17 protein-coding genes are annotated in these 13,576 nt (G+C 72.8%); 8 read left to right on the top strand and 9 right to left on the bottom strand.

The genetic code is table 11. The features are described 5' to 3' along the window. The first annotated feature begins 88 nt into the window (after positions 1-88). Complete coding sequence (locus ACGFIR_RS00655; RefSeq protein ID WP_393142467.1) at positions 89-877, top strand: class I SAM-dependent methyltransferase; 789 nt, start codon at positions 89-91, stop codon at positions 875-877. A 69-nt stretch (positions 878-946) separates the two neighbouring features. On the opposite strand, the gene ACGFIR_RS00650 is transcribed toward ACGFIR_RS00655, so the two are convergent. Beyond that, positions 947-1,141, bottom strand: coding sequence for a DUF397 domain-containing protein (locus tag ACGFIR_RS00650; protein ID WP_393142465.1), 195 nt, complete (start codon positions 1,139-1,141; stop codon positions 947-949). Next, entirely contained in the window at positions 1,129-1,875 is a 747-nt protein-coding gene (locus ACGFIR_RS00645) for a Scr1 family TA system antitoxin-like transcriptional regulator (protein WP_393142463.1), read from the bottom strand. Before ACGFIR_RS00645 ends, ACGFIR_RS00650 begins: the two co-directional genes overlap by 13 nt. Before the next feature lie 394 nt (positions 1,876-2,269). Here ACGFIR_RS00645 and ACGFIR_RS00640 point away from each other — a divergent pair, with 394 nt between their 5' ends. The 3 genes from ACGFIR_RS00640 (at position 2,270) to ACGFIR_RS00630 (ending at position 3,632) form a co-directional block, all read left to right on the top strand. Beyond that, positions 2,270-2,554: a hypothetical protein gene (locus ACGFIR_RS00640; protein WP_393142461.1), complete on the top strand. Its 285-nt coding sequence runs from the start codon at positions 2,270-2,272 to the stop codon at positions 2,552-2,554. Then, on the top strand, positions 2,551-2,796 hold the full coding sequence (locus ACGFIR_RS00635) for a flavin reductase (protein WP_393142459.1): 246 nt from the start codon (positions 2,551-2,553) through the stop codon (positions 2,794-2,796). The genes ACGFIR_RS00640 and ACGFIR_RS00635 overlap by 4 nt, the downstream gene beginning before the upstream one ends. Positions 2,797-2,921: 125 nt before the next feature. Further along, positions 2,922-3,632, top strand: a complete 711-nt coding sequence (locus ACGFIR_RS00630) for a GAP family protein (RefSeq protein ID WP_393142457.1) — start codon at positions 2,922-2,924, stop codon at positions 3,630-3,632. Between the two features lie 89 nt (positions 3,633-3,721). Here ACGFIR_RS00630 and ACGFIR_RS00625 read toward each other — a convergent pair whose 3' ends face one another. The 3 genes from ACGFIR_RS00625 to ACGFIR_RS00615 form a co-directional block, all read right to left on the bottom strand. After that, positions 3,722-4,129 carry a hypothetical protein gene (locus ACGFIR_RS00625; RefSeq protein WP_393142455.1) on the bottom strand — a complete coding sequence of 136 codons (408 nt, stop codon included), beginning with the start codon at positions 4,127-4,129 and terminating at the stop codon, positions 3,722-3,724. A gap of 53 nt (positions 4,130-4,182) precedes the next feature. After that, entirely contained in the window at positions 4,183-5,082 is a 900-nt protein-coding gene (gene fdhD / locus ACGFIR_RS00620; RefSeq protein WP_393142453.1) for a formate dehydrogenase accessory sulfurtransferase FdhD, read from the bottom strand. Between the two features lie 135 nt (positions 5,083-5,217). Then, complete coding sequence (locus ACGFIR_RS00615; RefSeq protein WP_393005320.1) at positions 5,218-5,475, bottom strand: hypothetical protein; 258 nt, start codon at positions 5,473-5,475, stop codon at positions 5,218-5,220. Positions 5,476-5,748: 273 nt separating this feature from the next. Between ACGFIR_RS00615 and ACGFIR_RS00610 the strand changes: the two genes are divergently transcribed. The 3 genes from ACGFIR_RS00610 (at position 5,749) to ACGFIR_RS00600 (ending at position 7,852) form a co-directional block, all read left to right on the top strand. Then, positions 5,749-6,402 (top strand): molybdenum cofactor guanylyltransferase, encoded by a 654-nt coding sequence (locus ACGFIR_RS00610; protein WP_393142451.1) that lies wholly within the window; start codon positions 5,749-5,751, stop codon positions 6,400-6,402. Continuing rightward, complete coding sequence (locus tag ACGFIR_RS00605) at positions 6,399-6,665, top strand: DUF6457 domain-containing protein (protein WP_393005324.1); 267 nt, start codon at positions 6,399-6,401, stop codon at positions 6,663-6,665. Before ACGFIR_RS00610 ends, ACGFIR_RS00605 begins: the two co-directional genes overlap by 4 nt. A gap of 80 nt (positions 6,666-6,745) precedes the next feature. Next, the gene (locus ACGFIR_RS00600; protein ID WP_393005326.1) at positions 6,746-7,852 is read left to right on the top strand and encodes a hypothetical protein; all 1,107 of its coding nucleotides are present in this window, start codon (positions 6,746-6,748) and stop codon (positions 7,850-7,852) included. Positions 7,853-8,006: 154 nt separating this feature from the next. Here the strand turns inward: ACGFIR_RS00600 and ACGFIR_RS00595 are convergent, their stop codons facing one another. Continuing rightward, entirely contained in the window at positions 8,007-9,893 is a 1,887-nt protein-coding gene (locus ACGFIR_RS00595; protein WP_393142449.1) for a beta-propeller domain-containing protein, read from the bottom strand. A 125-nt stretch (positions 9,894-10,018) separates the two neighbouring features. Continuing rightward, positions 10,019-10,477 carry an Lrp/AsnC family transcriptional regulator gene (locus ACGFIR_RS00590; RefSeq protein ID WP_393005330.1) on the bottom strand — a complete coding sequence of 153 codons (459 nt, stop codon included), beginning with the start codon at positions 10,475-10,477 and terminating at the stop codon, positions 10,019-10,021. A gap of 59 nt (positions 10,478-10,536) precedes the next feature. Between ACGFIR_RS00590 and ddaH the strand changes: the two genes are divergently transcribed. Beyond that, positions 10,537-11,370 carry a dimethylargininase gene (gene ddaH / locus ACGFIR_RS00585; RefSeq protein WP_393142447.1) on the top strand — a complete coding sequence of 278 codons (834 nt, stop codon included), beginning with the start codon at positions 10,537-10,539 and terminating at the stop codon, positions 11,368-11,370. A gap of 84 nt (positions 11,371-11,454) precedes the next feature. Here ddaH and ACGFIR_RS00580 read toward each other — a convergent pair whose 3' ends face one another. Together ACGFIR_RS00580 and ACGFIR_RS00575 are read right to left on the bottom strand one after the other, a co-directional pair. Then, the gene (locus tag ACGFIR_RS00580; protein WP_393005334.1) at positions 11,455-12,648 is read right to left on the bottom strand and encodes an ABC transporter substrate-binding protein; all 1,194 of its coding nucleotides are present in this window, start codon (positions 12,646-12,648) and stop codon (positions 11,455-11,457) included. Positions 12,649-12,728: 80 nt separating this feature from the next. Continuing rightward, a complete protein-coding gene (locus ACGFIR_RS00575; protein ID WP_393142445.1) occupies positions 12,729-13,526 on the bottom strand; it encodes an alpha/beta hydrolase family protein in 798 nt (265 codons plus the stop codon). Positions 13,527-13,576 lie beyond the last annotated feature (50 nt).

Below are 13,576 nucleotides of genomic sequence, written 5' to 3'. Positions count from 1 at the left end.
CGGTGGGTTTGCGTGAGCAGCAGCACGTCGACCATGCCCTGAGCAGAATGGCTCGCTTCCCGATCCGTGCTGCGGGCAGGCTGTCGAAATGAAAGCGAGCTTCAGCGGCGAGGTGGCGACGTACTACGCGAGGCACCGGCGGGGTTACCCGCCCGAGGTGCTCGACGCCCTTGTCGAAGCGTTCGGCCTCGGTGCCGACGACACGGTGGTCGACCTCGGCTGCGGCACCGGCCAGTTGAGCCTCCCGCTCGCCGCCCGGGTCGGGGCCGTGGTCGGCGTGGACCCGGAGCCGGACATGCTGGCCCTGGCCCGCCAGGCCGCCCTCGACGCCGCAGCGGGCAACACCACCTGGCTGCTCGGTGCTGACAGCGACCTGCCCGCGCTGGGTCGGCTACTCGGCGAGCGGACGATCGGCGCGCTGACCGCCGCTGTCGCGATCCACTTCATGGACCGCGACGCGCTGTTCAGGGCCGTCCGGCCGCTGCTGCGTCCCGGCGGTGGCGTCGCCGTGGTCACCAACGGAGCACCGCTGTGGTTGCAGGACGCCGAATGGTCCGGGGCACTGCGCGAATGCCTGGAACGGCTGCTCGGGCACCCCGTGACAGCCAACTGCCAAACCGACGAGGCGGGCCGCCTACTCAACCAGGAGGCCCTCGTGCGCGCCGGCTTCCGGTACACGGAGTCGTCGGTGCAGTACGACGCGGCGCTCACCGTCGATGACATGGTCGGCGGCGTCTTCTCCGCCCTGTCGGCCGACCGGCTGCCCTCCGCACAGGGCCGCGCCGCGTTCACGGCCGAGGTACGTGACGCCCTCGGCGGACGCGACGAGGTCACCGAGCGGATCCGCGTCTGGCTGCAATTCGGCACGCCCGATTGAGACGCCGCATCTCTCCGACTACAGCCCTACGTCTCCACGGCCCGCCAGCCTGGTATGCGCCCCGGACGATCAGGCCGGCTCGGTCAGCTTGGCGACGAACGCGCGCCACACCGCCGGCGCGAAGGTGAGCGCCGGGCCGGCCGGGTCCTTCGAGTCTCGTACGCCGACAACGCCGGGAAGATTGTCGGCGACCTCGACACAGTTGCCGCCGTTCGAGCTGCTGCGGGTGGTCTTGCGCCACTGCGCGCCGGTCAGGTCAGCCATGATCTTGCCTCTAGGAAGTCGATGGATTGGTTTCGCGGAAGCGCGAGTGATCTCACGGTATCCCAGACGGCCCAGAGTGGAGCAACGTCATTAGTGATGCGGCCGGTCGCCTGATCATCGAGGTAGCCGACATCCTCGCCGTCCTTCGTCGTGGCAATCACGAACGGCCCGGCCTGCCCGGGGTGGAGGCCCGCATCCAGCGGCAGGACATGCACCATGACGTTAGGCCGCTGAGCCATCTCGGCAAGGTGGTCGAGTTGAGGCAGCATGACTGCTCTCGCACCTCGCCGCAACGCGGCCTCATCGATCACGAAGACCGCCAGAGGCGGGCGGGGTCGCTCGAATACCGCTGCCTGACGTCGTAGCCGTGTCTCGACGTAGCCGTCTGCGTCGGCAATGAGAGGGCCGCTCGCGAGCACCGCACGGGCGTAGTCTTCGGTCTGAAGGAGTCCGGGAATGACGGTGGATTCATAGCAGCGCAGCCCGGCTGCCTCGCGCTCGATGTCCGTCCATGGCTGGAACCAGGCTGGTTCGCGGCGCTTCAGTGCGTCCGGCCAGAGTTCCTCTATGTCCTTGTTCAGAATCTCGGCCACCCGCGCACGATGACGGGTCTGCGGGATTCGTCCCTGGCTCACCCACCGTGCCGCCGTCTTCGGATCGACGCCGACCTGAGCTGCGAGGCTCTCCGCAGTCTCACCAGCCTTCGCCATTGCTACCTGCACCGCCCGGTTCATCCCTGCTCCTAGCCCGAACGTCCCGAATGTCTCCGGTACAGACTGCTACGTAGTGTGATCGGCTGGCAACCCTCGGCAGGGTGCTTTGTAGACGACGCGAGCCGGTGGAGGCATCCCGAGGCCCGCCGGTCGCGTCGCGAGGGGGTCGCCGCAGGGCGAGCATCCGTGGTGGCCCCCTCATCCATACCCGACGGACGAGGGGGAAGACCTTGCCGGAGCGCCAGCCATCGCCGGACCCGAAGCCGGAGCCGGAGCCCGCTCCGACGACACCGCCGGCCCGCCCGGTCGTGCCGGGGCCGATCGGCCCCTTCGTCCCGCCATATCGGGGGCCGGGCCGGATCAACCTCGCTCCCGTGTCCCGCTGGGTCGCCGGCCGCAACGTGAAGCCGGTCCGGTGAACCAGCGGCAGATCAGGTCGGGCGACATCCTGTACCTGACCCGGTCCGCGAGCCCGCAGTTCGTCCGCCCGATCTTCGTGCGCGTGATCCGCGTCCTGACCGACTGGCACACGTACCACGGTTGGTGCTGGGTCGACGTCTACCAACTGGACGCACGCGGCGACGCCGTGGACCGGCGCTCGCTCTACGTGTGGTGCGAGGGGGTGCGCTGGCGTACCGCAGCTCCGGTCCTTGCGGCGCGTGCCCGCCGGTCGGTTCCCCGCCAGGAGGTCTCGGCATGAGCCGTCGCCGCGCCCACCTGCCCACCCGCCCCACCTGGCGCTGCGCGGCCTGCGGCATCGCCTGGCCGTGTTCGCCGGCCAAGCTGCGGCTGCTCGCCGAATACCGGACGGACCGGTCCGCCCTGCTGATCCACCTGGCGGCGCTCCAGGCCGAGGCGGGCGAACAGCTCGCCACGCTGGAACACGCGGCGACGCCGGCCGACCTGACCGCCCGCTTCACCGCCTGGGCCCGTCCACGCTGACGCCACCGTCGGCATCGGTACGGCTCGGCGCTTCCCTCAGGAGGGTCTGGCGGAGGTTACTGCGTGGGGCGAGTCGACGCGCCGTTGCAGAATGGTCGCGTGCCCTCACCCGGTGAAAGACCCGCATGAGCGTAGGACTGCTGCTGTCGCTCGCCGGCCTGGCCCTGGTCGACAGCACGAGCATCGGCACGCTCTTCATCCCCGTCTGGCTGCTGCTCGCGCCCGGGCCGGTCAACGCCCGACGGATCCTCGTCTACCTCGGCACGATCGCCGTCTTCTACTTCGGCGTCGGGCTGCTGCTCGCCCTCGGCGGTAGCCGGCTGGCCGACGTCCTCGGCGGGGCGATGGACAACCGACCGGTGCTCTGGGCGCAGCTCGTCCTCGGGGTCGGGCTGTTCGCGCTCAGCTTCCGCTACGACAGCAAGCGGCGTCCGCGCAGCGGCGGGGTGCTGCGCTGGCGGGACCGGGCCACCGCCGGCGACTCCTCGGCGCGGTGGCTGGTGGGGCTGGCGCTGCTCGCCGCGCTCGCGGAGGTGGCGACGATGCTGCCGTACCTCGGCGCGGTCGGTCTGCTGACCACCTCGGGGCTCGGTGCGGGGCAGATGGTGGGGCTGCTGGCCGGCTACTGCCTGGTCATGGTCCTGCCGGCGGTGCTGCTGCTGGCGGCCCGGGTGGCCCTGCCGAGACTGGTCGAGCCGGTGCTGGCCCGGCTCAACGCCTGGATCATGCGGACCTCCGGCAGCATGCTCGGCTGGATCCTCGGCATCGCAGGCTTCCTGCTGGCGCGGGACGCCGCGGTCCGGTTGGGGCTGTTCGACACGTGGAACAGGTTGTGACCTGCTCGGCGGACCCGGCCGGTGAGGCGCAGCGCGACGGTGCGTCGCGCGCCTGCCCGACCGGGTCCGTGAGGAGTGGCCCGCCAGGCTCAGCGAGTGACCCGGGCCGTGTCGTCGATCTGCCCGTACTCGCAGGTGTCCTCGTTGCACAGTTCGGTGCCGCCGGTGAACAGCGCCTCGCCGGTACGGAAGATGGCGCCGTCGTGCTGCGCGAGCACCCGGACCGGCACCGCCTGCGGCTGGCCCGTGCACGAGAGTGGGGCCCAACCGGACCCGTACGCGATCCTGTTGCCCGAGCGCTGCCTGACGTTCAGCTCGAAGGAGCCGGACATGCCGGCCGGGCACGTCACGGAGACGGTGACGTCCACGGCGACGCCCCGGGCGACCAGGGTCGCGGACGTGACGTCGGTGGTGCTCGCCGCGCTCGCCGGCGTTGCCCCCAGCAACACGAACAGTGGCAGGCCGAGCAGTACGGTGGCGGTCCTGATGCGGCGCACGATGGTTCTCCCCTGTGACGACGGTCGCTTACCGGCGTCAACCATAAGTCCGATCAACACCCTGTGTGATCAGCCGATGGCACAGCATCACGCGACGGGACGGTGACGTCGATCCGGTCGGGGCGGGCGTAGACGTTCATAGCGTGGCCGCGTAGGAAGCCGACCAACGTCAGCCCGGCCTCCTCGGCCAGCTCCACCGCCAGGCTGCTCGGCGCGGAGACCGCCGCGAGCAGGGGCAACCCCGCCATCCAGGCCTTCTGGGTCAGCTCGAAGCTCGCCCGCCCGGAAACCAGCAGGACGTGCCCGACCAGCGGCAACCGCCGCTCGCGTACCGCCCAGCCGACCACCTTGTCGACGGCGTTGTGCCGGCCGACGTCCTCGCGCAGCACCACCAGGTCGCCGTCGGCGGTGAAGAGGCCCGCCGCGTGCAGGCCGCCCGTGCGGTCGAAGCCGCGCTGCGCCGCGCGCATCCGGTCCGGCAGCGCGGTCAGGACAGCCGCCGGCACGGTCAGCGGGTCGTCGTCCACCGCGAAGACCGATCGGGTACGCACGGCGTCGATGCTCGCCTTGCCGCACACGCCGCAGGAGCTGGTGGTGTAGAAGTTCCGGGCCGGGTCGACGGCGGGTTCGGGCACGCCGGGGGCCAGCACCACGTCCACCACGTTGTACGTGTTGGGCGTCTCCGCGCCGGCGCAGAGCTGGGCGGTACGTACGTCGTCGGCGGAGCGGATCAGTCCCTCGGTCAGCAGGAAGCCGATCGCCAGGTCGAGGTCGTCGCCGGGCGTACGCATGGTCACCGCGAGCGGCCGTCGCCGGCCGGGACCGGCCGCACCGACCCGGATTTCCAGCGGCTCCTCGACGGCCAGGCTGTCCTGCCGGCGCACCGAGGTGCGGCCGGTGGGCGCGTCGAGGTCGATGCGGAGCACGCCGCGCCGGTCAGTAGCCCGTCCCATCCCGCCATCCTCCACCCCCGGGCCGGGGCACCGCGCGGGGACGGCCGACAGCCGGGTGAGCTCTGACCCGGCCCATCGAGCACGGCCGTGAGGGCGACACGACGACGCCCTAACGGCCGGTCCTGCGAAACGTCGTCAGGCCCTGGTCCTCACGAGGAACGAGTAGCCGATGTGCTTCGTGCCGTCCCAGTTGTACATCTTGTAGCACGGCCCTGGAGAGGTCCACGAGCTGACGTACGACGGCCGTGCGGCGTTGCACGCCTTCAGCGTCGAGTAGAGCGGGCTGGTGTAGTCCGCGTGGGCGGGCGCGGCAAGGCCGAGCACGCCACCGCCGGCCACGGCGGCTACCGCGATGAGGCTGCGGACGCGCGGGCGACGCAGAGTCTTCGCCATCGTTGTTCCCTTTCTTCACCTCGACCCGTCGAAGGCAGAGGGTGTCACCGGTGGAGGTTCTCGTCGTCCCTGTCCACCGCCGCTCGTCGAGCCTCGTCGCTCGGTAGAGCCGGGTTACCGGACCAGACCCTATCGGGGGCCGTCCACAGTGCCGTCCCACCTCCGGGGCCGGCCGCCGCCCGACGCCACAGCCCCACCCGCGTCAGGTGCCCGTCCCGGTCGGCGCCCCGGCACTCGTGTCCCGCCGAGGCGTCCGGCGGCTACCGTGGCCGGGTGGACGCGTACGCGGCGGTGGTGCTGGCGGGCGGGGCCGCGCGCCGGATGGGGGGCGTCGACAAGCCCGCCCGTACGGTCGGCGGCCTGCCCATGCGGGAGCGCGTGCTGGCCGCCGTCGCCGACGCCGCGCCGCGCATCCTGGTCGGCCCGCCCGGACCGGCGCCTGCCGGGGTGCGGGTGATCCGGGAGGAACCGCCGGGCGGCGGCCCCGTCGCCGCCGCGGCGGCCGGGGTGGCCCTGCTCGGCCCCGGTACGCCGGTGGTCGCACTGCTGGCCGCCGACCTGCCCCTGCTCACCCGCCCGGCGGTCGGGGAGTTGCTCGCTCAGCTCCACGCCGGCCACGACGGCGCCTGTTACGTCGACGGTGCCGGCCGACGGCAGCCCCTCTGCGGCGTGTGGCGGCTGGAGCCACTGCGCGCAGCCCTGGACCGCCTCGTCACCGAGCGCGCCGACGGGTCGACCGACGGAGGCGTCGAGCGCGCCGACGGGCCGGCCGGCAGGGGCGCCGCGCCGCTCGCCGGGGCGTCGATGCGGGCGCTGCTCGCCGGCCTGCGGGTGCGCGAGGTGCCGTGGGTCGGTGCCGGCCCGCCGCCCTGGTTCGACTGCGACACTGACAAGGACGTACGCCGGGCGGAGGAGTGGGCGCGATGACGGTCATGGACGACTGGGTGACGGCGGCCTGCGCCGAGCTGGACCTCGACCCCGCCCAGGTGCCGGTGCCGGCCGTGCTCGACCTGGCCAGGGACGTGGCCCACCAGGTGCTGCGGCCGGGCGCGCCCGTCACGGCGTACCTCCTCGGGCTCGCGGTCGGGCGGGGCGCGGACCCGGCGGGCGCGGCTGCCCGGCTCAGCGCGCTGGCCGCCTCCTGGCCGGTCGGGCTCGGCGCCGAACGCCCGGACGGGACGCCGGGCTGACCTCCGCTGTCCGATCACGGTCGGGCTGATTCGTCTCCCACGTTCCGTGGGTAGGGTGACCTCGACGGACGGAGGCGATCATGACGGCGGACCACCCCTCGGCGCCGGGCGACGACTCGCCCGGCAGCCTGCCGGCGCACCACGAGCCGATCCTGCTCGACGAGCCCAGCACGGCCGACCTGCGGGCCAAGGTCACCCAGGCCTGGCACGAGTTCGCGCACGCACTCGCCGGTCGGTTGGCGGCGTTGCCCACGGGCACGCACGTCGAGCTGACCCTCGACCCGACGGCATCCGGCACCGGCGACGCGGTCTACTCCGTCAGCATCGATGTCGGCGAGGGGGGCCGGCTGGCCGCCCGCGCGGTCGGCAACGCCACCCTGCCGGACGGCTACCGGCTGGACCGGGCCGCCGTGGCGGACATGATCGCGCTCGGCTGGTCGCCGCCCGGCGTGGTGGAGGGCTCCGGCGAGTCCTTCGGGCTGGACAGCGGCACCGCCGAGGCCACCCGGCTGGCGGCCCTGCTGACCCGTACGCTGCGCGACGTCTACGGCGCCCCGCACCCCGCCTTCCTCGTCTACCTCATCCACGACGCCGAGGGCGACCCGCTGCCGGTGGAGCCGCTGGGCACCGCGCGCAGCGAGTTCGGCCCCGACCGCAACGTCGAGGCCGACCTCGACGAGGCGCTCGCGGCGGCCGCCGCCGCCCAGGCGCCCGAGCAGGACGTGGCCGTGCTCGCCGAGCAGGTCCGCACCGTCGTCTCGACCATGCTCAAGTCGGACTCCGAGCGGTTGCAGATCGACTCCGACGGCGACATCAACATCCGCGCCGGCTCGGCGATGGTCTTCGTCCGGGTCCGCGACAACCCGCCGCTGGTGGACGTCTTCTCCCCCGTGCTGACCGAGGTCGAGCCGACCGAGCGGCTCTACGTCAAGCTCTCCGAGCTGACCAACCGGATGCCCATCGGCCGGCTCTACTGCGCCGACGACACCGTGTGGGCGTCCATCCCCGTCTTCGGCCGCAACTTCCAGGCCACCCACCTCATGCTCGCGGTCCAGGTGATGACCGGCCTCGCGGACGAGCTGGACGACCGCCTGCACGGCGAGTTCGGTGGGAAGCGGTTCTTCGGCGAGGGCGACAAGCCGGTCAAGCGGGACCAGGGCGAACACCGCACCGGCATGTACCTCTGATCCACCCCGCACCACCGCCGACGAGATCCCGTCGCGCAAGAAGCTCAAGCGGGCCCGGACGTCCGGGCCGTGGCCTCGCCGAGCCGTGCCGGTGGTGGCGGGGTGGGGCCCGGAAACCCCGAGAACCGGGCCCCACCCGCCGAGGGAGGGATGATCAGGTCACCGGCAGCCAGTCGAGGCTCCGGGCGGTGGCCGGGTCGGTGGCCCGCAGGCCGGCGTCGGAGACGGTCCAGAGCACGTCCCCGACCAGCAACGACCGGAGGACCGGGCCCGCCCGGCCGGCGTGCGAGACCGTGCCGACCTCGCCGATGTCGGTCCCGGACACCCGCAGCAGGCGTACGTCCTCGCCGACCGGCAGGGCGACCAGGCCCGTCTCCGGGTGGTGCAGGAAGGCGTGCGTGTCGTGCTCCAACGCGGAGTACGCCCTCGGCACGTGCCACTGGTCGAGCCGGGTCGGACGGGCCGGATCACGGACGTCGAACAGGGAGACCTGGAGCCCCTGCGCGCGTCCCCGCCGGTCGGCCTCCTGGCCCACCCCGAGCAGCCGGCCCTCCGGCAGCGGGTGCAGGTACGCCGAGTACCCGGTGATCTTCAGTTCGCCGGTGACCCGGGGCGCAGTCGGGTCGGTCAGGTCGACCGCGTAGAGCGGGTCGGTGAGCCGGAACGTGACCACGTACGCGGAGCCGCCGAGGAAGCGTACGGAGTAGATCCGCTCGCCGGGGCCGAGGCCGGTGACCGCGCCCGTGCGGACCAGCGAGTTGCCGTCGGGGCGCAGCACGTACACGGCGGACTCCGAGGTCGGCCGGGTGCCCCAGGCGTCGCCGGTGGTGGTGGCGACCCGCAGGTGCCCCTGCCACTCCGAGAGCGCGTACTGGTTGACGAGTGAACCGGGGACGCTGCCGGAGGCCACGTACCGGGGGCGCCCGGGCCCGCTGGTGTCGAAGCCGTGGATCTCGGTGACCGGCGGCTCCGGCGGCCAGTCGCCCACGCGGCCGGAGCCGGGTCGAGTCGAGCCCGACCGCTCTCCGGCGAGGTAGAGGCTCGTCCCGGTGCCGTAGACGGTGGTGGCGTCGGCGGCGACGCTGACCGGGTCGCCGTCGCCGAGGCGGTCGCCGGCGAGGTCGAAGCTCAACACGGTCAGCATGGACGTGCCGGACCAGGCGGGAGGACGGCTCAGCCGCTCGCAGCCGACCCGGCCGACGTGTCGCTGCGCCCCGTCGGTCCACTCGTACGCCGGCAGCCACGCCTCGACCCCGGCGCTGGCGATCACCGCCCGGTTGGCGGCGGTCCGCGCCGCGTCGGTGCCCCGTTCGGCGTACGGGAAGACCAGCCGAGGGTGCGTGCGGACCACGACCCGCGCGGTGGACCCGGTCTGCCGGGCGTCGACGAGGCTGCCGTCCATCCGGTAGGTGCCGAGCACCCGTGGCGCACCCGCGAGGTCGACCAGGATCAGGCGCGGCGCGGTGCCCGGCCGTGCCTCGCGGGTCGCCCGCTGGAGTTCCACGCCCGTGCGGGTCAGCACCAGCGCCCGGTCGCCGTGCAAGAGCAGGCTGGCCTGCTCCCCCCACCGCAGCTCGGGCGTCGACCGCGTCAGGTCGAGGCGGCCCGTCTCCCGCCGGGCGGCCGGATCCACCACCCGCAGCACGCCCCGGGTGACGGTCACGATCCGCCGTCCGTCGGTCTTGACGAGGTCCGGTTCGTCCGCGCCGGCCTCGTGCACGTTGGTCGTGGAGTGCTCCGGGGCGGGCTGGGCGGACTGGGGCATCGCCCGGGCCCCGGTCGCGTCCTTGGCGACGTCGCCGAAGGCCGCCCCGGTACGCCAGCCGTTCCCGCCGAAGCCCCACGGACCGACGGAGGCCCCGGCGGCGGCGCGCAGCCCGGCCAGCGCCTGGGCGCAGGAGTCGTAGGAGACGAGCAGGGGCGCGGCCGTCGGCTGCCGCGGGGCCGGTGGGCCGGGCGGTGCCGCCGGGAACGCGCTGCCGCCGAGCAGGGTGAGCGCGGCCAGCGTGCCGACCGCGAAGATGGGGGCTCCCCGTGTCATGGCCGGTTCGACGCACCCGCCCGCCGGGAGGTTCCGGCCCGTCTCCGGCCTTCCGCGCCGTTCGACACGCGGCCTGCCCGCGCCGCCTCTCCCGCGTCTGCCCGCGCCGGCGGCCCGGCTGGGGGTCAGCGGGGGGAGGGGCCGACGCCGGGGGACTCGACGAGCCGGGAGAGCACGATGGTGCTCCGGGTCGAGGTCACGAACGGCTCGGCCCGCAGCCGCTCCAACGCCGCCTCCAGGTGCGCGATGTCGGCGGCCCGCAGGTGTACGAGCGCGTCGGCCTCGCCCGAGACGGTGTACGCGCCGACCACCTCGGGGTGCCGGCGGGTCGCCACCCCGATCTGGGCCGGGGTGGTCCGCCCGGCGCAGAACAGCTCGACGAACGCCTCGGTGGTCCAGCCGACGGCGGCGGGGTCGACGATGGCGGTGAAGCCCCGGATCACGCCGGCGGACCGCAGCCGGTCCACCCGTCGTTTGACCGCCGGAGCGGAGAGCGACACCCGCTGGCCGATGTCGGCGTACGAGGCGCGGGCATCCGCGACGAGCAACGCAATGATCCGCTGGTCAACGGCGTCTATCTGCAACGTTCCGCCTCTGGGAAGCAATGGTTGTGGCTGTTACCAAAGTTCGAGCGTACCTACCCTTGGTCATCGTGAACCAGCAGCGAGTCGCGCGAAAGCGGACATATCTCATGTGCTCGCCCGAGCACTTCGCGGTCGAGTACGCGATCAATCCGTGGATGGACGTGACCACCCCCGTCGACTCCGAGCTTGCCGTCAAGCAGTGGGACCGACTGCGGGAGACCCTGGTCGGTCTCGGCCACGAGGTGCACCTGCTGACCCCCGAGCGGGGCCTGCCCGACATGGTCTACGCCGCCAACGGCGCGTTCGTGGTCGACGGCACGGTGTACGGCGCGCAGTTCAAGCACGAGCAGCGGGCCGCCGAGGCCGCCGCGCACCGGGCGTTCTACGAGTCGCGGGACTGGCGGTTCATCGCCCCGATCGAGACCAACGAGGGCGAGGGTGACTTCGCGTACCTGCCGGAGGCGCACGGCGGGCTGATCCTCGCCGGGCACGGCTTCCGCACCGAACTGCCGGCGCACGCCGAGGCGCAGGAGGCGCTGGGGCGGCCCGTGGTGTCGCTGCGTCTGGTCGACCCGCGCTTCTACCACCTGGACGTCGCGCTCGCCTCGATCGACGACGAGAACGTCGTCTACTACCCGGGCGCCTTCTCCGCCGCCAGCCAGCGGGTGCTCACGCAGCTCTTCCCGGACGCGGTGGTCGCCGACGCCGAGGACGCCCTGGCCTTCGGCCTGAACCTGGTCAGCGACGGGCTCAACGTGGTGCTCAACAGCGAGGCGACCCGGCTGGCCGGGAAACTGAAGGCGGCCGGCTACCACCCCGTACCGGTCGAGTTGGCCGAGCTGAAGAAGGGCGGCGGCAGCGTGAAGTGCTGCATCGCCGAACTCCGCCCCTGACCCCACCCACCTCGCGCCCCCGCGCTCCCGCGCCCGCCGCGGGGGCGGAGCGCGAGGGGCGGGCCGGGAGTGGGGAGGGTGGGGTTAGCCGAGGGTGGCCAGTTCGGTTACCAGGACGTTCGACAGGACCTGGCCGTCGAGCTGGACCTCGCGCAGGTACCACTTCTGCTGCGGCGTACGCGGCTGGTTGAACTGCCACAACCCGCGCGGGCTGTCGATCTGGCCGATCTTGCCGAGCGCCAGGTTGACCTGCTGCGGGGTCGGCGAACCGCCGGCGATCCGGATCGCCTGGTCGAGCACCTGCGCGGCGTCGTACGAGGCCATCGCGTACGTGGTGGGCGAGGTGCCGTGCTTCTTGCGGTACGCGGAGGCGAACCGGCGGTTGGCCGTGTTGTTCAGGTCGGACGAGTAGTTCAGCGACGTCTGGATGCCCAGCGCGTCCTCGGCCTTGACGCTGCTCAGCACCGCCCCCTCGGTGAGGAAGCCGGGGGCGTAGACCTTGCCGTCGTACCCCTCGATGCGCAGCTGCTTGATGAACTCGACCGCTGCCGGCCCGGCGAAGAAGCAGAACACCGCCGACGGGTTCCGGCTCAGCGCGCTGCGGATGTCGGCCCGGTACGCGGACTTCGACGGGTTGGTGTGGTCCTCCGTGGTGACCATCGCGTCCTTGATCCGGGGGTCGGACTCGCCGAACTCCTGCCGGAAGCCCCGCACGACGTCCTGCGCGGCGACGCTGTCCGGCACGATGATCGCCAGCCGCGCCGACGGTTCCAGCTGCTCGCGCAGGTAGCGGCCCAGCGCCCGACCCGCCTCGTCCAGCACGTACGACGTCCGCCAGATGTAGACGACGCTCTGGAGGCTGGACGGCGAGGCGTTGGAGCCGATCAGGGGCACCCGGGCCTGCTCGACGGTGTCCCGGATACCCGACATGACGTTGGCGTCGACCACGCCGGTGAGGGCGAGTACGCCCTGCTTGAGCAGCCCTTCGACGGCGGCCTTGCCGGTCTTGACGCTCTCGCCCTCGTCGGCCGTGAGCAGGGTGGTGGGGTGCCCGCCCAGCAGTTCGTCGTTCAGGTCGAGGAAGAGCTGGAAGCCGTTGGTGATCTCGTCACCGATGGCCTTGAGGCCGCCGCTGGTGGGCGCCACGAGGCCGATCTTGATCGGGCTCCCCGCCCTGGCCGAGTCTCCGGCGTCGTCGGTGCCGCACCCGGCGACCAGTCCAGCCGTACCGAGAGCGGCCAGCAGTTGCAGGGCCTGCCTGCGGTTCATCTGCGACACCGAGTTTCCTTCCGGGGGAGCATGCAGGGCGGATCGCGCCCCCTCGGCGTTCTACCCGGTCAGCGACGCTGCGTCAATGCTTAGCGATCTTCTCCCAAAGATCGGAAAGCGGCCGTGATCTGCGGCCACGTCGCCGACTCCGGATCGATGAGCCCGAAATGCTCGCATTCTGGCAGCTCGACAAGGGATATATCGCCGCCTGCGGCGCGGCTGGCGGCCACGTACTCCCGGCTCATCGTGATCGGCACCTGTTGATCCAGTGCACCGTGAACGACTACTGTGCGTGTTGATGTTGGTACTGACTGGCGTGGGTCGGCCTCGGCGTAGCGCGCGGGGACGTCCGCCGGCCCGCCGCCCAGCAGCGCGGCCACCGCCCCCTCGTCGAGATCCAGCCGGTACGCCTCCGCGAGGTCCGACACCGGGGCCAGCGCCAGCACCCCACCGACGGCGGCCGGGGCGTACGCCGCCACGTACAACGCCAGGTGTCCCCCCGCCGAGTGGCCCACCAGCAGCGGCGGTCCGGCGGCGACCCGGCCGGGCAGCGCCTCGGCCGCGAGCCGGGGCAGCTCCGTCACGCCGGTCAGCACGTCGGTCAGCGTGGTGGGCCAGCCGCCCCCCGGCTGCCCCGTCCGCCGGTACTCCACCTGGGCCACCGGATGGCCCAGCGCGGCCAGCGCGGTGGCCAACCAGTCGGTGTGCCGGCGGTCGTACTCGGCCCGCCAGAAGCCGCCGTGCACCACCACGACCAGCCGCCGTGCCGGGCCCGACCCGGCGGGGACACGCAGGTCGGCGACCTGGTCCGGATGGTCGCCGTAGGAGACGGTGGCGTCAGGGGCCGGAGCGGGCCGGCTGAGCACGTCGCGTGGGTCGGCGGGCATGGCGCGACCGTAGCGCGGATCACGCGCGGATCCGAGGTCGGGGATCGGTC

The organism is Micromonospora sp. NPDC049051 (genome assembly GCF_043197575.1).
Taxonomy (GTDB): domain Bacteria; phylum Actinomycetota; class Actinomycetes; order Mycobacteriales; family Micromonosporaceae; genus Micromonospora.
The sequence above is the reverse complement of the archived record's forward strand: the minus strand, read 5'-3'. Positions and strand labels throughout refer to the sequence as shown.